Origin of the sequence: Pseudomonas sp. AO-1 (assembly GCF_019775695.1) — a bacterium.
In the GTDB taxonomy this organism is placed as follows: Bacteria; Pseudomonadota; Gammaproteobacteria; order Pseudomonadales; family Pseudomonadaceae; genus Aquipseudomonas; species Aquipseudomonas parakoreensis.
Genome location: NZ_CP079947.1, coordinates 2,369,516 through 2,388,180, shown reverse-complemented (window position 1 = coordinate 2,388,180; position 18,665 = coordinate 2,369,516). Strand labels below are relative to the sequence as shown.

The 18,665-nt window shown below is 61.3% G+C and carries 14 protein-coding genes; 2 read left to right on the top strand and 12 right to left on the bottom strand.

From position 1 onward, the window contains the following. Nucleotides 1-46 precede the first annotated feature (46 nt). From KVQ82_RS11115 to leuC, 12 genes are all read right to left on the bottom strand, one after another. Complete coding sequence (locus KVQ82_RS11115) at nt 47-700, bottom strand: SPOR domain-containing protein (protein ID WP_096796160.1); 654 nt, start codon at nt 698-700, stop codon at nt 47-49. Next, nucleotides 684-1,991, bottom strand: a complete 1,308-nt coding sequence (folC, locus tag KVQ82_RS11110) for a bifunctional tetrahydrofolate synthase/dihydrofolate synthase (protein WP_222018864.1) — start codon at nt 1,989-1,991, stop codon at nt 684-686. Before folC ends, KVQ82_RS11115 begins: the two co-directional genes overlap by 17 nt. Then, complete coding sequence (gene accD, locus KVQ82_RS11105) at nt 1,988-2,908, bottom strand: acetyl-CoA carboxylase, carboxyltransferase subunit beta (protein WP_041066058.1); 921 nt, start codon at nt 2,906-2,908, stop codon at nt 1,988-1,990. Before accD ends, folC begins: the two co-directional genes overlap by 4 nt. Nucleotides 2,909-3,108: 200 nt before the next feature. Beyond that, nucleotides 3,109-3,753, bottom strand: coding sequence for a phosphoribosylanthranilate isomerase (locus tag KVQ82_RS11100; RefSeq protein ID WP_222018863.1), 645 nt, complete (start codon nt 3,751-3,753; stop codon nt 3,109-3,111). A 65-nt stretch (nt 3,754-3,818) separates the two neighbouring features. Then, nucleotides 3,819-4,643 (bottom strand): tRNA pseudouridine(38-40) synthase TruA, encoded by an 825-nt coding sequence (gene truA / locus KVQ82_RS11095; protein WP_041066053.1) that lies wholly within the window; start codon nt 4,641-4,643, stop codon nt 3,819-3,821. Nucleotides 4,644-4,885: 242 nt separating this feature from the next. After that, nucleotides 4,886-7,513 carry a FimV/HubP family polar landmark protein gene (locus KVQ82_RS11090; RefSeq protein WP_222018862.1) on the bottom strand — a complete coding sequence of 876 codons (2,628 nt, stop codon included), beginning with the start codon at nt 7,511-7,513 and terminating at the stop codon, nt 4,886-4,888. A gap of 208 nt (nt 7,514-7,721) precedes the next feature. Further along, entirely contained in the window at nt 7,722-8,732 is a 1,011-nt protein-coding gene (locus tag KVQ82_RS11085) for an aspartate-semialdehyde dehydrogenase (protein WP_222018861.1), read from the bottom strand. Nucleotides 8,733-8,946: 214 nt separating this feature from the next. Beyond that, the gene (gene asd, locus KVQ82_RS11080) at nt 8,947-10,059 is read right to left on the bottom strand and encodes an aspartate-semialdehyde dehydrogenase (RefSeq protein ID WP_003226428.1); all 1,113 of its coding nucleotides are present in this window, start codon (nt 10,057-10,059) and stop codon (nt 8,947-8,949) included. A 66-nt stretch (nt 10,060-10,125) separates the two neighbouring features. Next, nucleotides 10,126-11,208, bottom strand: a complete 1,083-nt coding sequence (gene leuB, locus KVQ82_RS11075; RefSeq protein ID WP_047293218.1) for a 3-isopropylmalate dehydrogenase — start codon at nt 11,206-11,208, stop codon at nt 10,126-10,128. A gap of 54 nt (nt 11,209-11,262) precedes the next feature. Further along, complete coding sequence (locus tag KVQ82_RS11070; protein ID WP_222018860.1) at nt 11,263-12,030, bottom strand: class I SAM-dependent methyltransferase; 768 nt, start codon at nt 12,028-12,030, stop codon at nt 11,263-11,265. Nucleotides 12,031-12,167: 137 nt separating this feature from the next. Continuing rightward, on the bottom strand, nt 12,168-12,812 hold the full coding sequence (leuD, locus tag KVQ82_RS11065; RefSeq protein WP_007969234.1) for a 3-isopropylmalate dehydratase small subunit: 645 nt from the start codon (nt 12,810-12,812) through the stop codon (nt 12,168-12,170). Nucleotides 12,813-12,822: 10 nt separating this feature from the next. Beyond that, entirely contained in the window at nt 12,823-14,241 is a 1,419-nt protein-coding gene (gene leuC, locus KVQ82_RS11060) for a 3-isopropylmalate dehydratase large subunit (protein ID WP_222018859.1), read from the bottom strand. A 141-nt stretch (nt 14,242-14,382) separates the two neighbouring features. Between leuC and KVQ82_RS11055 the strand changes: the two genes are divergently transcribed. Both KVQ82_RS11055 and KVQ82_RS11050 read left to right on the top strand, forming a co-directional pair. Then, a complete protein-coding gene (locus KVQ82_RS11055) occupies nt 14,383-15,273 on the top strand; it encodes a LysR family transcriptional regulator (protein ID WP_041066034.1) in 891 nt (296 codons plus the stop codon). Nucleotides 15,274-15,341: 68 nt separating this feature from the next. After that, on the top strand, nt 15,342-18,620 hold the full coding sequence (locus KVQ82_RS11050; protein WP_222018858.1) for a PAS domain S-box protein: 3,279 nt from the start codon (nt 15,342-15,344) through the stop codon (nt 18,618-18,620). Nucleotides 18,621-18,665: the final 45 nt, after the last annotated feature.

Below are 18,665 nucleotides of genomic sequence, written 5' to 3'. Positions count from 1 at the left end.
TCGGTAAGCTGCGATTTTCAGTGCATTTCAATCGAATCGATAGATCCTAGCCGCGCTCGGGCTGAAAGCGCACGACAAAACCCTTGAGGTTCTGCTGGCGACTCAACAGATCACGCAGACGATCGGCCTCGGCACGCTCGATCAGCGGACCCACGAACACCCGGTTCTTGCCGTCGGCGGAACGGATATAAGCGTTGTAGCCCTGACTGCGCAGGGTTTTCTGCAGGCTTTCGGCGCTGGCGCGACTCGACAGACTGGCCAGTTGCACCGACCAGCTGACCGACAGACCGTTGGCATCGACGCGACTTTGCGTGGTGTCAGGTTTCGACGCAGCAGCAATAGGCTGAGCAGGTGCCGGAATCGGTTTAGCCACCGCAGGCGGCGCAGTCGGCTTGGCGATTGCTATGGGCGCCGTCGGCGCCGGGGCTGCCGCGATTGGTGCAGCAGGCGCAGTGTCTTCTGCGACTTCTTCATCCGCTGGCACCGGTTCTTGCGGCAAAGCCTGCGGCTCAGGCACGGCCACCGATTCCATTTGCACCTGCGGCATCGAAGGGGCTTGCGGCGCGGCAGGCGCCTCGACCGTCACTTGACGTTGCTCGTCCTGGCGGGAAAACAGCATCGGCAGGAAAATCACCGCCAGTGCCACCAGCACCAGGGCGCCAACCATGCGCTGCTTGTACGCTTTATCCAGCAAAGCCATTTGCCGCTTCCTCCGTGGAGCGCCGGGCCAGCCATTCAAGGGCCTCGGCGACACAATAAAATGATCCGAACAACAGAATTTCGTCGTCACTGGTGGCCACTGCGCACTGCCCTTCCAGCGCCGCCGCGACACTGTCATAGGACGTGACGGACGCGCCAAGGTTCTGCAACCCGGCGTGCAATTCGCTGACCGGGCGCGAACGCGGCGAATCCAGCGGCGCGACCGCCCAATGCTGGACACTAGCATTCAATTCGCCGACAACACCATCCAGATCCTTGTCGGCCAGCAAGCCGAACACCGCCAGACGTTTGCCCGCCAGTGGCCGACTGGCCAGACGCCGCGCCAGATACTCCGCCGCGTGCGGGTTGTGTCCCACGTCCAGCAGCAGGTTCAAGCGCTTGCCATTGAAGTCAAAGGAGCGACGATCCAGACGCCCGACCACGCGAGTCGCCTGCAAGGCTGCAACGATCTGCGACGCATCCCACGGCAGACCGAGCAACAGATACGCCTGCAAAGCCAGCGCAGCGTTTTCCATCGGCAGATCCAGCAACGGCAAATCATGCAGTTCGACCTGCAGGCCTTGCGCATCGGTACCGCGCCATTGCCAATGCTGATCAGTGACCCCCAAGTCAAAATCACGCCCACGCAGGAAAAACGGACACGCCAATTCGCGCACCTTGTCGAGCAACGGTTGCGGAGGATTCAGATCACCACACAAGGCAGGTTTGCCCTGACGGAAAATCCCGGCCTTCTCGAAAGCCACGGATTCACGGGTGTTACCCAGGTATTCGGCATGATCAACGCCAATGCTGGTGACCAGCGCGACATCGGCATCTACCACATTGACCGTATCCAGACGCCCGCCCAGACCGACTTCCAGTACCACAGCATCAAGTTTTGCCTGTTGAAACAGCCAGAACGCCGCCAGGGTGCCCATTTCGAAGTAAGTCAGGGAAGTGTCGCCACGCCCGGCCTCGACTGCAGCGAAGGCCTCGCACAGCTGTGCGTCAGTGGCTTCGACGCCATTGAGCTGCACCCGCTCGTTGTAACGCAGCAGGTGCGGAGAATTGTAGACACCCACGCTCAGGCCCTGCGCCCGTAGCAATGAAGCCACGAAAGCGCAGGTCGAACCCTTGCCGTTGGTGCCGGTGACCGTGATCACCCGAGGCGCCGGCTGGCCCAGTCCCATGCGGGACGCTACCTGTTGCGAACGCTCCAGCCCCATGTCGATGGCCGATGGATGCAACTGTTCAAGGTAGGCGAGCCACTCGCCAAGGGTACGTTCGGTCATACGTTGGCAGGCACCGGTGGAACGACGATTGGCTCGACAGGAGCGGCGACGTAGGTCGGTGTCGGCTGGCCGGTCAGCTGCGCCAGCAGATTACCCAGGCGCGGACGCAGTTCACGACGATCGATGATCAGGTCGATTGCGCCATGCTCCAGCAGGAACTCGCTGCGCTGGAAGCCTTCCGGCAGTTTTTCCCGCACGGTCTGCTCGATCACGCGCGGACCGGCGAAGCCGATCAGCGCCTTTGGCTCACCGACGATCACGTCGCCGAGCATCGCCAGACTGGCGGAAACACCGCCGTAGACCGGATCGGTCAGCACCGAGATGAACGGAATGCCTTCTTCACGCAGACGCGCCAGTACGGCCGACGTCTTGGCCATTTGCATCAGCGAGATCAGCGCTTCCTGCATGCGCGCACCACCGGAGGCGGCGAAGCAGATCATCGGGCAACGGTTTTCCAGGGCGTAATTGGCGGCGCGCACGAAGCGCTCACCGACGATGGCACCCATGGAACCGCCCATGAAGTTGAATTCGAACGCCGACACCACCACCGGCATGCCCAGCAAGGTGCCGCTGACGGAGATCAGCGCGTCCTTTTCGCCGGTCTGCTTCTGTGCGGCGACCAGACGGTCCTTGTACTTCTTGCCGTCACGGAACTTCAGACGGTCAACCGGCTCCAGATCGGCACCCAGCTCGTTGCGACCTTCGGCATCCAGGAAGATGTCGATGCGCGCCCGTGCGCCGATGCGCATGTGGTGGTTGCACTTGGGGCAAACATCCAGGGTCTTTTCCAGCTCAGGGCGATACAGCACAGCCTCGCAGGACGGGCATTTGTGCCACAGACCTTCAGGCACCGAGCTCTTCTTGACCTCCGACCGCATGATCGAAGGGATCAGTTTGTCTACCAACCAGTTGCTCATGCTTTCTTTCTCCAGTACCGGCGGCCCGAACGCTCTGGTTCGCAGCCCCGCGTATGCCCTTCAGCTAAATTCATGTGTGTGGCGATGGTTGGTGGAACGCCGCGGTCAGCGCGAAACATGACCTGCGTGCAACTCCAGAAACCCTCAGCCTCGCCTGCTTTGTGCAAGTGCATTGATGGACGGCGGCAGACTGCCAGCCGTCACATCGAAGTAGACGCTCCCTGCGAGCTGCTGCATACGGCATTGATGAACGCGCGGATCTTCGCAGGATCCTTGATGCCCTTGCTCGCCTCTACCCCGCCGCTGACATCGACGGCGTACGGTTTGACCCGGGCCACGGCGTCGGCGACGTTTTCCGGGGTCAGGCCACCCGCCAGGATCAGCGGCTTGCTCAATTGCTGCGGAATCAATGACCAGTCGAACGCCTCACCGGTTCCGCCAGGCACGCCTTCGACGTAGGTGTCGAGCAGCACGCCACTGGCACTCGGATAGGCATCGACGGCAGCCGCGATGTCGTCGCCGGCCTTGACCCGCAATGCCTTGATGTACGGACGATGCCAGCCTTCGCACTCTTCAGCGGTCTCGTCGCCATGGAACTGCAACAGATCCAGCGGCACGGCATCGAGGATTTCCCCCAATTCACAGCGACTGGCGTTGACGAACAAGCCCACCGTCGTCACGAAGGGCGGCAAAGCCTGAATGATCGCCCTTGCCTGCTGCACGCTCACTGCGCGCGGACTTTTTGCATAAAACACGAAACCGATCGCATCCGCCCCGGCTTCGACCGCTGCCAACGCATCCTCTATGCGGGTAATCCCGCAAATCTTGCTGCGAACGGCTGACATGTCGATAAAAACCTCAAGGTAAAAACCGGGAAAGTCCCGGATGGTAACAAAAGCGTCGGGAGGCGTCAGCCGTCAAGGTCCGAGAAACCCGTAAGGAAATGTGGCCCGATGAAACGCTCGGGCAGCGGGAACTCGTCGTGATACTCGACCTGTACCAGATACAACCCATACGGATGCGCTGTCACGCCACCGGAGCGCCGCTCCCGGCTCTCCAGCACTTCCTTCATCCACTCCACCGGGCGCTCGCCGGCACCGATGGTCATCAGCACACCGGCGATGTTGCGCACCATGTGGTGCAGGAACGCATTGGCACGGATATCGAGCACGATCATCTTGCCGTGCCGGGTCACGCGCAGGTGATGCATCTTCTTGATCGGCGACTTGGCCTGGCACTGGCCGGCACGGAACGCACTGAAATCGTGGGTGCCAATCAGATATTGCGCAGCTTGCGCCATGCGCTCGACGTCGAGCGGGCGGTGGTTCCAGGTGATCTCTTCGTTGAGATGCGCCGGACGAATCTGATCGTTGTAGATGACATAGCGATAACGGCGGGCGATGGCTTTGAACCGCGCATGGAAATGCGCCGGCATCACCCGCGCCCAGCTGACACTGATGTCGTGGGGCAGATTGATATTGGCGCCCATCACCCAGGCTTTCAGCGAACGATCGACCGGCGTGTCGAAATGAACCACTTGTCCGCAAGCATGCACCCCGGCATCGGTACGCCCGGCGCACTGCAGCGAAATCGGCGAATTGGCGACTTTCGACAAGGCTTTTTCGAGCTCTTCCTGCACCGTGGCCACGCCGGTCAACTGACGCTGCCAGCCGCTGTAGCGCGAGCCTTTGTACTCGACGCCCAGTGCCACACGGTAAAAGCCTTCGGGTGCCATTTCGGCGACCGGGTTATCTATGTTTGCCAAGGTGGGACAGCCTGCTGATGTACAAAGGCGGGCATTATAAGGCTGTGGGTCGGGGATGCCAGTTTCAAGATCAAAAGATCGCAGCCTTCGGCAGCTCCTACATGAGATTACGTTCCTCTGTAGGAGCTGCCGAAGGCTGCGATCTTTTGATATTAAAAAGCAAACAAAAACGGCAGCCTTGATCGGGCTGCCGTTTTTGATTTACCGCTGACTCAAGCCAGGTGCGAAAGCATTTCCTTGGCCTCGCCCCGCTGCTTCTCGTCACCTTCGGTCAACACCTCGTTGAGGATGTCGCGCGCGCCGTCATTGTCGCCCATGTCGATGTAGGCCTGGGCCAGATCGAGTTTGGTGGCGGCTTCGTCGGTGCCGGCGAGGAAGTCGAAGTCGTCTTCGCCCAGTTCATCACCCATGGCCGCGTCGGCTTCGGTGAAAGTCGGCTCGGCGATGCTCTGCGACAGACGATCCAGCTCGGCGTTGACGTCATCCAGCTCTGCCGCGAAGGCATCCGGTTCGGCCGGGTTGGTGTCCATCTCGTCGGCCAGCGACAGATCGAAATCGGCGGGCAGCTCCAGATCGTCCTGTGGCACTTCGTTGGCGACCACAGGCTCGGCCGGCGACAGGTCTTTCACGCCTTCGTCCAGATCCAGCAGGAAGTCATCGTCCGCCAGGTCAGCCATCGGGGCTGGCGCAGGTTCGGCACCGAGGTCCAGATCGAGGTCGAAGTCCGACAGGTCGTCGAGGTTCTCTTTGATCTCGGTCTGCTGTTGCAGCACCGACTCAAAGCTCAGATCGTCGTCCGCCGGAAACTCGTCCAACTCCACTGGTGCTTCAGGTGCGACGACAGGCGCAGGCTCAACCGGGGTGATGTTGTCGAGGTCGTCCAGGCTCAGGTCGAACGCGCTGTCCAGATCGTCCGCCGCCGGCTCAGGTGCAGGCGCCTCTGGCTCGTCAAGCAGCAGCTCCTTGACGTATTGCGCATCGAGTTCGGCGGCAGCGGCCGCTGCAGCCAGACCCGCAACCGCGACTACAGCCATGGCCGGGAAGCGTTTTTTCAGTTCTTCAACCTTGGCGAAGTTGTCGCCATTGGCAACCAGCTGGCGCTCCTGACCGACGAACGCATCGCGGTCACCCTGCTGACCATAGACTTCCATCAGTTTCAGGCGCAGGTCGCTGCGCTGCGGTTCAAGACTGACGCCCTCTTCCAGCAGCGCGGCAGCCTGATTCAGGCGACCGGCATTGATATGCGACTGAGCCTTGTCCAGCACGTCATCGGAACGCTCGGCGGCCGGCGCGACCAATGGCGCGGCAATCGGCTCGGCCATCACCACCGGAGCCACTACTGGCGCTGGTGCGGGTGCCGGGGTGTTGAGCTTGACGCTGGCGGCAGGTGTTTCCAGACCTTCGAAGCTGCTTTCCGGCAGATCCTGCTCGGCAGAGAACTCCTGCTCTTCAGCCAAAGCGCGGGCCATGCGCAGGTGTTTCTCGGCTTCCTGCTGGGCTTTGCGGCGACGGGCCAGCAGCAACAGCAGAAGCAGCAACACCACCGCACCGCCACCGATCAGACCCAGCAGGATCGGATTGGTCAGCAGTTCATTGAAGGTTTTGTCTTCATCGACTACCGGTTTTGGCGCAACCACTGGCGTCTCGGCAGGCGTGTCGACCGGTGGCGCAATCGCCGATTCCGGGGTAGGTGCGGCCTCCGCCGGCGTCGCTGGCGGCGTTGCGGCCAGTTCGGCAGTGATCGCCGGTACAGCAGCGGTGGCGGCTGGCGCAGTGCCCGGGCCCTCGGCCTGCATCTTCGCCAGTTGATTGTTTTTCAGCTCGATCAGGCGTTGCAGCTTGTCCAGCTGGCTTTGCAGATCAGCCATGCGGCTTTTCAGTTCCTCGTTGTCACGACGGGTCGTGTCGAGGCTTTCCTGAGTCACCGCCAGCTTGTTGCTCAACGCCTTGGCATCGCCGGCCGGGCCTTTGCCACGCCCTTTGGCGTTTTCGGCAGAGACCAGACTCAGGTTGTCCTTGGCATTCTGGCCGGCGCCGACATTGCTGCGACCACGCTTGGTGGCATCGAGCTGCTGCTGGCCGGTACCCGGCTTGGCCACATAGCGACGACCCTGACGCCAGGCTTCGTTCTGCGCGGCAACTTCGGCAATCGCTTTCGATTGTGGCAGCGCGGTGCTTTCCACCGAGTCTGGCAGACGCAACACTTGACCGGTTTTCAGCCGGTTGATGTTGCCGTCGATGAACGCATCCGGATTGAGTGCCTGAATCGCCAGCATGGTTTGCTGCACGGAGCCGCCGGTGCGCGCCTTCGCGGCGATCTCCCACAGGGTATCGCGCGGCGTGGTGGTGTACTGATTCGGGTGCGTGGCGCCGGTGGTCGGTGCGGTGATGGTCTGCGACGGCGCCGGTTGCGCGGCGGCGTCAGCGGTCTGTGGCGAGAATTTCGACGGATCCAGCAGCACACTGTAATCGCGCAGCAGACGGCCATTCGGCCACATCACCTGCACGAGGAATTTCACCATCGGTTCCGACAGCGGCTTGCTCGAGGTCACGCGCAGCACGCTCTTGCCGCTGGCGTTGAGCACCGGGGTGAACGTCAGGTCGTTGAGGAAGGCCTGGCGATCAACACCGGCCTTGGCGAAATCTTCGGGTGAAGCCAGGCTCGGCACCACTTCGGCAGCGGTGAGATCCTTGACGTCGAGCAACTCGATCTCGGCCACCAGCGGCTGGTTCAGGGTCGACTTCAGGGTCAGCTCCCCGAGCCCGAGGGCATGCGCCATACCGGAGGACAGCGCCGAGGCGGCCGCTATTGCTAACACCAGTTTGCGAACTTGAACCATAGCCTCATCCTTTGTTTGAACGTTCCTCGGCCAGCGAGAAGATGTTGATTGCCGCTGCCGTAAGGCATTGCGCGCGACGACGACACATGCCGCGCGCGATCATTTCTTTGATGCCCCGGAAAGTCCCGGAGGGTGACACGTTATCAAGTGCTCCGGGCAAGCATAGCGCTCACCTAGAATCAGTCGACAAATTGTTGCCAAGTATCTTTTACAGCAGGTCTTTTATCAACAATTCAGCAACCTGCACAGCGTTGAGGGCGGCGCCTTTGCGTACGTTATCTGACGTCAGCCACAGATTAAGTTCCGCCGGGTCGTCGACACCGGCGCGCACACGGCCAACATAGACAACGTCCTGCCCCACCGCGTCACCCACCGCCGTCGGATAATCGCCGGCCTCAACCAGCTCGATGCCGGGTGCGTCTTCAAGTGCGGCGTTGACCTTTTCCAGGTCGACCGCGCTCGCTGACTGCAAGGTCACGCTATAGCTATCGCCAAAAAACACCGGGGCTTGAACGCAAGTAGCGGAAATCTTTAATAAAGGCTGCGCCAACACCTGACGCAGCTCGCGCACCAGGCGTTTTTCCAGCAGCGTGTGGCCTTGAGCGTCCGGCGTGCCGACCTGGGCCAGCAGGTTGAAGGCCATCTGCCGATCGAAGAAGGTCGGCTCCAGCGGACGCATGTTCAGCAACTCGGCGGTCTGCCGCGCCAGCTCGGTCACGGCCTCGCGACCCTGGGCGGACACGGCCAGATTGGCGGTGACGTTGACGTATTGCAGGTCGAGCAAGTCGAGCAGCGGTGCCAGCACCACGGCCAGCGTCGTCGCCGACGGGCTTGGGCTGCTGATTTGGAACGGCGCGGTCATACCGGCGATGACCTCGGCGTTGGCTTCCGGCACCACTTGCGGCGCCTGCTCGGCCGGCAATGCGCCGGACAGATCGATCAGCGAGCAACCGGCCGCGTGGGCCCGCGCCGCATAGCTCAGGGAAACCGCAGCGCCAGCGGCGAAGAACACCAGTTTGACCTTGCTGAAATCGAACTCGTCGACTTCACGCACGCGCACGTTCTTGTTGCGAAACAGCACCGAGCTGCCGGCGGATTCGCTGCTGGCCAGCAGATGCAGGTTGCCGACCGGGAAGTCGCGTTCTTCGAGAATCTGTACGAGGGTTTCGCCGACAGTACCGGTGGCGCCGACGACGGCAATATCAAGGGTCTGGGTCATGGTTCTACCTCTGGCGAAACGGGGGGAGCGGCACTTTACCGGGTGACTGGCGGTTCGGCAATTTAGAGCAAAAGATCGCAGCCTTCGGCAGCTCCTACATGAGTTGCGTGTGAACCCGATTCTGTAGGAGCTGCCGAAGGCTGCGATCTTTTAAAATGCCATAAAAAAACCCGCACCTCTCACAAGGCACGGGTTCTTTCATTGCATCAAGCTATCAACGCTCCAGCAGGATCCGCAGCATGCGACGCAGCGGTTCGGCCGCGCCCCACAGCAGTTGGTCGCCGACGGTGAAGGCACCGACGAATTGCGAACCCATGTTCAGCTTGCGCAGGCGACCCACCGGGACGTTCAGGGTGCCGGTGACCTTGGTCGGACTCAGCTCCTGCATGCTGATGTCGCGGTTGTTCGGCACCAGTTTGACCCAAGGGTTGTGCTGGCTGATCAGCCCTTCGATGTCGGCGATCGGCACGTCTTTGTTCAGCTTGATGGTCAGTGCCTGGCTGTGGCAACGCATGGCGCCGATGCGCACGCAGATACCGTCGACCGGGATCGGGCTCTTGAAGCGGCCGAGGATCTTGTTGGTCTCGGCCTGGGCCTTCCACTCTTCACGGCTCTGGCCGTTCGGCAGTTCCTTGTCGATCCACGGGATCAGACTGCCGGCCAGCGGTACGCCGAAGTTCTCGGTCGGGTACGCGTCGCTGCGCATGGCTTCGGCCACACGACGGTCGATGTCGAGGATCGCGCTGGCCGGATCGGCCAGTTGATCGGCCACCGCAGCGTGGGTCGCGCCCATCTGCTTGATCAGTTCACGCATGTTCTGCGCGCCGGCACCGGAGGCCGCCTGATAAGTCATGGCGCTCATCCACTCGACCAGACCGGCCTCGAACAGACCGCCCAGGCCCATCAGCATCAGGCTGACGGTGCAGTTGCCGCCGATGTAGTTCTTGGTGCCCGCGTCCAGTTGCTGGTCGATGACCTTGCGATTGACCGGGTCGAGAATGATGACAGCGTCATCGTTCATGCGCAGGCTGGAAGCCGCGTCGATCCAGTAACCCTGCCAGCCGGCTTCGCGCAGCTTCGGGAACACTTCGCTGGTGTAGTCGCCGCCCTGGCAGGTCAGGATCACGTCGAGGGTTTTCAGCTCTTCAATGCTGTAAGCGTCCTTGAGCGGAGCAATGTCCTTGCCCACGGACGGGCCTTGGCCACCGACATTGGAAGTGGTGAAAAACACCGGCTCGATAAGATCGAAATCCTGCTCTTCCAGCATCCGCTGCATGAGCACGGAACCGACCATGCCGCGCCAACCGATCAGACCTACACGTTTCATCGCAACTACACCTTCTTGAAAAGTGGGCCGCTGCTTTGTATTGAATTTCGCAGCGGGCCCGAGAGATTACAGATTCCGCAGCGCGGCGACTACTGCGTCACCCATTTCCTGCGTTCCGACTTTGGTACAACCGGCTGAATAGATGTCACCGGTACGCAAGCCTTGATCCAGCACCACGCTGACGGCTTTCTCGATGGCATCGGCCGCGTCGTGCAGATTGAAGCTGTAACGCAGCATCATCGACACCGACAGAATGGTCGCCAACGGGTTGGCAATGCCTTTACCGGCGATGTCCGGCGCCGAACCGTGGCAAGGCTCGTACATGCCCTTGTTGTTCGAATCCAGCGAAGCCGACGGCAGCATGCCGATGGAACCGGTGAGCATCGAGGCTTCGTCGGACAGGATGTCGCCGAACATGTTGTCGGTGACGATCACGTCGAACTGCTTCGGTGCGCGCACCAGTTGCATGGCGGCGTTGTCGACGTACATGTGGCTGAGTTCGACTTCAGGGTAATCCTTGGCCACTTGTTCGACCACTTCACGCCACAGTTGGCTGGACGCCAGCACGTTGGCCTTGTCCACCGAGCACAGCTTCTTGCCGCGAACCATGGCCATGTCGAAACCGACGCGGGCGATGCGGCGGATCTCGCTTTCGCTGTACGGCAGGGTGTCGTAGGACTGACGCTCGCCGTTGTCCAGAGTACGGGTGCCACGTGGCGCGCCGAAGTAGATGCCACCGGTCAGCTCACGCACGATCAGGATGTCCAGACCAGCCACGATTTCCGGCTTCAGGCTCGAAGCGTCGGCCAGTTGCGGGTAGAGGATCGCCGGACGCAGGTTGCCGAACAGGCCCAGTTGCGCACGAATCTTCAGCAGGCCGCGCTCAGGGCGGATGTCGCGCTCGATGGCGTCCCATTTCGGACCGCCCACGGCGCCCAGCAGGACGGCGTCGGCGGCACGGGCACGGTCGAGTGTTTCGTCGGCCAGCGGCACGCCGTGCTTGTCGATGGCGGCACCACCGATCACGTCATGGCTCAGCTCGAAGCCCAGGCTGTACTTGTCGTTGGCCAGCTCCAGCACCTTGACCGCTTCGGCCATGATTTCCGGACCAATACCGTCACCTGGGAGAATCAGAATCTGCTTGCTCATGCTTTCCTCATGTCATCAGTCGGTGCGCCACTCAGGGCGCGCCCGGAAAAATTCTTATCGCTCAGCCATCAATACGATTACATCTGTACTGAACGAGCCGTCGGCATCAATCTCAAAATATTCGCGCACTTCGTTGCCCATCGACTGCTGCAACTGGCGAATCGCCGCGCGCATCACCTCGGGCGTGCGCATGCGCTCGACCCAGCTGCTGTACTCCAGACGCAGACGCTGACGCGTGGTGCTGCGGGTATGCAGCCCGGCCTCGCTGACCTGACGCAGCCACTCGCCGGCAGAATAATCGCGCACATGGCTGGTGTCGCGCAGCACTTCAACGCTCTGCAAATAGGTGTCGAACAACGGGCTGCCCGGTGACAACACGTCAACGAACGCCGCCACACCACCGGGTTTCAGCACCCGACGCACTTCGCGCAGGGCCACGCCGAGGTCGCTCCAATGGTGCGCCGAATAACGGCTGAACACGAAATCGAATTCGCCATCGGCAAACGGCAGACGCTCGGCGGCGCCGGTGACCGTGGAGATGTTGGCAAAACCGCGATCAACCGCCGCGGCGGCGACCACATCGAGCATTTGCTGCGACAGGTCGTAGGCCACCACTTCCTTGACCAGCGGCGCCACATGAAAACTCACATGACCGGCGCCACAACCCAAGTCCAGCACCCGGGCGTCGCCCTGCCCGGCCAGTTCAGCCTGTAGCAGCGCGAATTCGGTGCCTTGAGCGTGAACAGCGCTGCTCAGGTAGGCGGCGGCCTGTTCACCGAACTGCTTTTGTACGACCTGAGTGTGTTGGGCAGTGCTGGTCATAGAGACTTCCTTTTGATCTTGGGATGCCTGTTCCGGCCTCATCGCTGGCAAGCCAGCTCCCACATTGATTTGCAGCGTTCACAAAACCTGTGGGAGCTGGCTTGCCAGCGATGGGGCCAGCCCTGACTACATCAATCTCACGCGTCGCGGAACAACCACGGCTGGCTCACACGATGCTTGGCCTCGAACGCGGCAATCGCATCACCGTCCTGCAAGGTCAGGCCGATATCATCCAGCCCATTCAACAAGCAATGCTTGCGGAACGCGTCGATCTCGAAGCGGTACACCTTGCCGTTCGGGCTGGTCACGGTCTGCTCGTGCAGATCGATCTGCAATTGATAGCCCGGCTCGGCCTCGACCTGCTTGAACAGTTCATCAACTTCAGCGTCGCTCAGAATGATCGGCAGCAAGCCGTTCTTGAAGCTGTTGTTAAAGAAGATGTCGGCGTAGCTCGGCGCGATGATGCTGCGGAAACCGTATTCTTCCAGGGCCCACGGCGCGTGTTCACGGCTGGAGCCGCAACCGAAGTTCTCACGGGCCAGCAACACACTGGCGCCTTGATAACGCTCGGCGTTGAGCACGAACTCCTTGTTCAACGGGCGCTTGGAGTTGTCCTGATACGGCTGGCCGACATCCAGGTAACGCCACTCATCGAACAGGTTCGGGCCGAAACCGGTGCGCTTGATCGATTTCAAGAACTGCTTGGGAATGATCTGGTCGGTGTCGACGTTGGCACGATCCAGAGGCGCGACAAGACCAGTGTGCTGGGTAAAAGCTTTCATGCTGCGCTCCTTAGATCAATTCACGAACATCGATGAAACGACCGTTCACCGCCGCCGCAGCGGCCATGGCCGGGCTCACGAGGTGGGTACGACCACCGGCGCCCTGACGGCCTTCGAAGTTACGGTTGGAGGTCGAGGCGCAATGCTCGCCGGATTCCAAACGGTCCGGGTTCATCGCCAGGCACATCGAGCAACCCGGCTCACGCCATTCGAAACCGGCTTCGAGGAAGATCTTGTCGAGACCTTCGGCTTCCGCCTGCGCCTTCACCAGACCCGAGCCCGGTACGACGATTGCCTGCTTGATCGTCGAAGCGACTTTGCGCCCCTTGGCGATCACGGCCGCAGCGCGCAAGTCTTCGATGCGCGAGTTGGTGCAGGAGCCGATGAACACGCGATCCAGCTGAATGTCGGTGATCGCCTGATTGGCGGTCAAACCCATGTATTTCAAGGCGCGGACGATCGAATCGCGCTTGACCAGATCCATCTCTTTGGCCGGATCCGGCACGTTCTGATCAACGGCCAGCACCATTTCCGGGGAAGTGCCCCAGCTGACTTGGGGCTTGATCTGCGCAGCGTCCAACTCAACCACGGTGTCGAACGTGGCATCGGCGTCGGAGACCAGGTCTTTCCAGGCTTCAACCGCCTGATCCCACTGCGCACCTTTCGGCGCGAACGGACGGCCCTTGACGTACTCGACGGTCTTTTCATCCGCTGCCACCAGACCCACGCGGGCGCCGGCTTCGATGGACATGTTGCAGATGGTCATGCGGCCTTCGACGGACAGGTCGCGGATCGCGCTGCCGGCGAATTCGATGGCATGGCCGTTACCGCCGGCGGTGCCGATCTTGCCGATCACCGCGAGGACGATGTCCTTGGCGGTCACACCGAATGGCAACTGACCTTCGACGCGCACCAGCATGTTCTTCATTTTCTTCGCGACCAGGCACTGGGTGGCGAGCACGTGCTCGACCTCGGAAGTGCCGATCCCGTGCGCCAAGGCACCGAACGCGCCGTGGGTCGAGGTGTGCGAGTCGCCGCAGACCACGGTCATGCCCGGCAAGGTTGCGCCCTGCTCCGGGCTGATCACGTGGACGATGCCCTGACGGATGTCGTTCATCTTGAACTCGACGATGCCGTACTCATCACAGTTGTCATCGAGGGTCTGAACCTGCAAACGCGAGACCTGGTCGGCAATGGCCGTGATGCCGCCCTTGCGCTCCGGAGTGGTCGGTACGTTGTGGTCCGGGGTCGCGATGTTGGCATCGATGCGCCACGGCTTGCGCCCGGCCAGACGCAGGCCTTCGAAGGCTTGCGGCGAGGTCACTTCATGGATGATGTGACGGTCGATATAGATCAGCGCCGAGCCATCGTCGCGCTGCTTGACCAAATGCGAATCCCAGAGCTTGTCGTAGAGCGTTTTGCCGGCCATCAGACGGTTCCTCATCAGCTTGTTTCTATGCCCTGGGCTTATCAATAACCCTTTGGCTTGTGAGGCCGATCCTATGGGGTTACATTAAATAACTCAAATTCATATTTTTTATGCTTTGGATAACTAACTGGAATACGAACCATGGATCTGGCCAACCTCAATGCGTTTATCGCCATCGCCGAGACCGGCAGCTTCTCCGGCGCCGGGGAGCGCCTGCATCTGACTCAACCGGCGATCAGCAAACGCATTGCCGGGCTGGAGCAACAATTGAACGTGCGACTGTTCGACCGCCTGGGTCGTGAAGTCGGCCTGACCGAAGCCGGCCGCGCTCTGCTGCCCCGGGCCTACCAGATTCTCAACGTGCTGGACGACACCCGTCGCGCCCTGACCAACCTGACCGGTGAAGTCAGCGGCCGCCTGACCCTGGCCACCAGTCACCACATCGGCCTGCACCGTTTGCCGCCACTCTTGAGGGAGTTCACCCGCCGTTACCCACAAGTGGCGCTGGATATTCAGTTCCTCGATTCGGAAGTGGCCTACGAGGAAATTCTCCACGGCCGCGCCGAGCTGGCGGTAATCACTCTGGCCCCGGAGCCGCACACGCTGGTCAAAGCCACGCCGGTGTGGGACGACCCGCTGGATTTCGTGGTAGCGCCGGAGCATTCGCTGATCAGCAACGGCGCCGTGAGCCTGGCGGACGTTGCCGGTCATCCGGCGGTTTTTCCCGGCGGCAACACCTTTACTCATCACATTGTCCAACGCTTGTTCGAAGCCCAAGGGCTGACGCCGAACATCGCCATGAGCACCAACTACCTGGAAACCATCAAGATGATGGTGTCCATTGGTCTGGCCTGGAGTGTTCTGCCCCGCACAATGCTTGACGAACAGGTGGCGCGCATACCTTTGCCGGGCATACAGCTCAGTCGCCAGCTAGGCTATATCGTGCACACCGAACGGACGCTGTCGAATGCGGCAAGGGCTTTCATGGCCTTGCTGGATGCGCAAATCGATCTGCCAGGGACTCCCGGCTAACTTGTGCTACTCCTATAGAGCCGCTGTCCCTGTGCCTAACGCCACCATCAGCTCAAGGCCCGTTAACAATGCCGAAATCTGTTGACCGAATTCCGCCGATGCCGCGTATTCAGGCCATTGATCCGCGACGTTCCGAGCAGAGCTGGGAGAGTGCGCCGCAATTGCTCGCCGCACTCAACGGCGCCCGGCTCGGCGCCTGGTATTGGGACATCGAGCGCGGGCAGATCAGCTGGTCACGGGGCACTCAGGCGCTGTTCGGCTTCGATCCACGGCAACCGCTGCCCCAGGACCTCGAATACCTCGACCTGCTGCCACCCGAAGACCGGGCGAAAACCGTGCGCGCCTTCCACGCGGTGATTGCCGGCGCGCCGCTGGAACAGGCGATGCACCACCGTATCCGCTGGCCCGACGGCAGCCTGCACTGGCTGGAAATCAGCGGCAGCCTGCTGCCGGACAAAAACGGCCGTCCCCGAATGATCGGGGTGATTCGCGAAATCACCCACCAGCGTCAACGCGAACAGGCCCTCAGCAGCTCGGAGAAACGTTTCGCCACACTCTTTCATCTGTGCCCGAACATGGTGTTGCTGACGCGCCAGGAAGACGGCCTGATCAGCGAGGCCAACCAGTATTTCGAAAGCCTGTTCGGTTGGCCGGTGCAGAGCGCCATTGGCCGCACCACCCTGGAGCTGGGCCTGTGGGTACACCCCGAACAACGTGCCGAACTGGTGAAAAAGACCAAGGCCAAAGGCGAACTGGTCAGCATGGAAGTGCAGTTTCGCGCCAGCAACGGGCAGATTCATGACGGCATTCTCAGCGCGCAGAAGGTCGAGCTCGAAGGCCAGCCGTATCTGCTCAGCACGTTCCTCGACACCACCGAGCGCAAAGCCGCCGAACACGCCTTGAAAGACAGTCAGGAACGCCTTGATCTGGCGCTGGACTCGGCGCAACTCGGCACTTGGGATTGGCACATTCCCAGCGGCATGCTCTACGGCTCGGCGCGGGCCGCGCAGTTGCACGGGCTGGAACCGATCCCGTTTCACGAGTCATTCGAAGAGTTTTTCGAAGGCGTGCCCGGTGAGGAGCGCGACAGCATGCGCGACGCCTACCGCAGCCTGCGCGAGGGCCCGGCCGGCAACTATCAGCTGACTTATCGCGTGCAACTGCCCGACGGCAGCTCACGTTATCTGGAAAGCCGCGCCCGCCTCTACCGCGACGAGAACGGCGCGCCGCTGCGCATGGCCGGGACCTTGCTGGACATCACCGATCAGGTCGAGCGCGAGCAACGCTTGGTGGCCTCGGAAGAGAAATTCGCCACGCTGTTTCAGGTCAGTCCGGACCCGATTTGCGTCACCCGTCAGGACAGCGGCGAGTTCATCGAAATCAACAACAGCTTCACCCAGACCTTCGGCTGGAGCGCCGCCGACGTGATCGGGCGCACCGCCGAGGACATCGGCTTGTGGGACGCCTCGGCAAAGAGCCTGCAACGCATCGAACGCGTCATCCGCGAACAGGGCCTGAGCAATGTCGCAATCATCGTCCAGCACAAGGACGGCCAGTCGCTGACGTGTGTGATTTCCAGTCGGCAGATCAGCGTCGGCAATCAGCCGTGCATCGTCACCACCCTGCGCGACATCACCCAACAACAGCGCTCCGAGGCCGCACTCAAGGCCAGCGAAGAGAAATTCGCCAAGGCGTTCCACTCCAGCCCCGACGCGATCACCATCACCGAGCGCGACACCGGGCGCTATCTGGAGGTCAACGACGGTTTTTGCCGCCTGACCGGCTATCGCGCCGACGAGGTGGTGGGCAAGACCGTGTATCAGATCGGCATCTGGGCCGAAGAGAAACAACGCTCGGCGCTGCTTGCCGAACTGCAGATCAAGGGCCGCGTTCATCATCAGGAGATGCTCGGGCGCAACAAGCGCGGTGAGTTGCTGACCGTTGAAGTGTCGATCGAACCGATCACCCTCAACGAAACGGCGTGCCTGCTGCTGACGGCGCGAGATGTCAGCCTGCTGAAAAACGCCGAAGCGCAGATCCGCCATCTGGCCTATCACGATCCGCTGACCAATCTGCCCAACCGCGCCTTGCTGATGGATCGCCTGAGCCAGCAGATCGCCCTGCTCAAGCGCCACAACCTGCGCGGTGCGCTGCTGTTCCTCGACCTCGATCACTTCAAGCACATCAACGACTCGCTGGGTCATCCAGTCGGCGATACGGTGCTGAAAATCATCACCGCGCGGCTTGAAGCCAGCGTGCGCATGGAGGACACGGTGGCGCGTCTCGGCGGCGATGAATTCGTGGTACTGCTCAGCGGCCTCGAAGGCACGCGCAACGAGGTCAGCGCGCAAGTGCGGGAACTCGCCGACACCATTCGCGAGCTGCTCTCGGAGCCGATGTTCCTCGACGGCCAGCGCCTGCAAGTGACACCGAGTATCGGCGTGGCGCTGATTCCCGACCACGGCTCGACCCCGACCGACCTGCTCAAGCGCGCCGACATTGCCCTGTACCGGGCCAAGGACTCCGGGCGCAACACCACGCAGATGTACCACAACACCATGCAGAAAGCGGCCAGCGAACGGCTGCGCATGGAGACTGACTTACGTCTGGCGTTGTCGCGCGGTGAATTCAACGTGCACTACCAGCCGCAGGTCGATGCGCGGGACAACCGCATCATTGGCGCCGAGGCGCTGGTGCGCTGGAATCACCCGGAACTCGGCGCGCAATCGCCCACTGAATTCATCAAGGTGCTGGAAGACAGCGGGCTGATTCTGGAGGTCGGTACCTGGATCCTCGATGAGGCCTGTGAGGCGTTCAAACAATTGATCGCGCTGAAACTGGTCGACCCGCTCAACTTCAGCCTGTGCGTAAACATCAGCCCACGGCAGTTCCGCCAGAACGACTTCGTCGAACGCATCGAACACAGCATGAGCAGCCACGGCCTGCCCTGCTCGCTGCTGAAACTGGAGATCACCGAAGGCATCGTCATCCAGAACCTGGAAGACACCATCAGCAAAATGCGTCGCCTGAAAAAACTCGGCGTGAGCTTCGCCATGGACGATTTCGGCACCGGCTATTCATCGCTGACTTACCTCAAGCGCCTGCCGGTCGATACTCTGAAAATCGACCAGTCGTTCATCCGCGACGCAACCACCGACCCCAACGACGCCGAGATTATCCGCGCCATCGTCGCCATGGCCCGCAGCCTGGAACTGGAGGTGATTGCCGAAGGCGTGGAGACGCCGGAGCAACTGGCGTTCCTGCAAGGGCTGGGCTGCCATTTGTATCAGGGCTATCTGCACAGTCGGCCGGTGGCGTTGGAAGAATTGAAGACAATGCTCGAATGACGAGCACAAAAAAAGGGCGCCAATGGCGCCCTTTTTTTGTGCTCG

Bases quoted from the DNA above. Each gene is read 5' to 3' on its own strand.
- KVQ82_RS11115 (WP_096796160.1), bottom strand. From the start codon at position 700: ATGGCTTTGCTGGATAAAGCGTACAAGCAGCGCATGGTTGGCGCCCTG.
- folC (WP_222018864.1), bottom strand. From the start codon at position 1,991: ATGACCGAACGTACCCTTGGCGAGTGGCTCGCCTACCTTGAACAGTTG.
- accD (WP_041066058.1), bottom strand. From the start codon at position 2,908: ATGAGCAACTGGTTGGTAGACAAACTGATCCCTTCGATCATGCGGTCG.
- KVQ82_RS11100 (WP_222018863.1), bottom strand. From the start codon at position 3,753: ATGTCAGCCGTTCGCAGCAAGATTTGCGGGATTACCCGCATAGAGGAT.
- truA (WP_041066053.1), bottom strand. From the start codon at position 4,643: ATGGCACCCGAAGGCTTTTACCGTGTGGCACTGGGCGTCGAGTACAAA.
- KVQ82_RS11090 (WP_222018862.1), bottom strand. From the start codon at position 7,513: ATGGTTCAAGTTCGCAAACTGGTGTTAGCAATAGCGGCCGCCTCGGCG.
- KVQ82_RS11085 (WP_222018861.1), bottom strand. From the start codon at position 8,732: ATGACCCAGACCCTTGATATTGCCGTCGTCGGCGCCACCGGTACTGTC.
- asd (WP_003226428.1), bottom strand. From the start codon at position 10,059: ATGAAACGTGTAGGTCTGATCGGTTGGCGCGGCATGGTCGGTTCCGTG.
- leuB (WP_047293218.1), bottom strand. From the start codon at position 11,208: ATGAGCAAGCAGATTCTGATTCTCCCAGGTGACGGTATTGGTCCGGAA.
- KVQ82_RS11070 (WP_222018860.1), bottom strand. From the start codon at position 12,030: ATGACCAGCACTGCCCAACACACTCAGGTCGTACAAAAGCAGTTCGGT.
- leuD (WP_007969234.1), bottom strand. From the start codon at position 12,812: ATGAAAGCTTTTACCCAGCACACTGGTCTTGTCGCGCCTCTGGATCGT.
- leuC (WP_222018859.1), bottom strand. From the start codon at position 14,241: ATGGCCGGCAAAACGCTCTACGACAAGCTCTGGGATTCGCATTTGGTC.
- KVQ82_RS11055 (WP_041066034.1), top strand. From the start codon at position 14,383: ATGGATCTGGCCAACCTCAATGCGTTTATCGCCATCGCCGAGACCGGC.
- KVQ82_RS11050 (WP_222018858.1), top strand. From the start codon at position 15,342: ATGCCGAAATCTGTTGACCGAATTCCGCCGATGCCGCGTATTCAGGCC.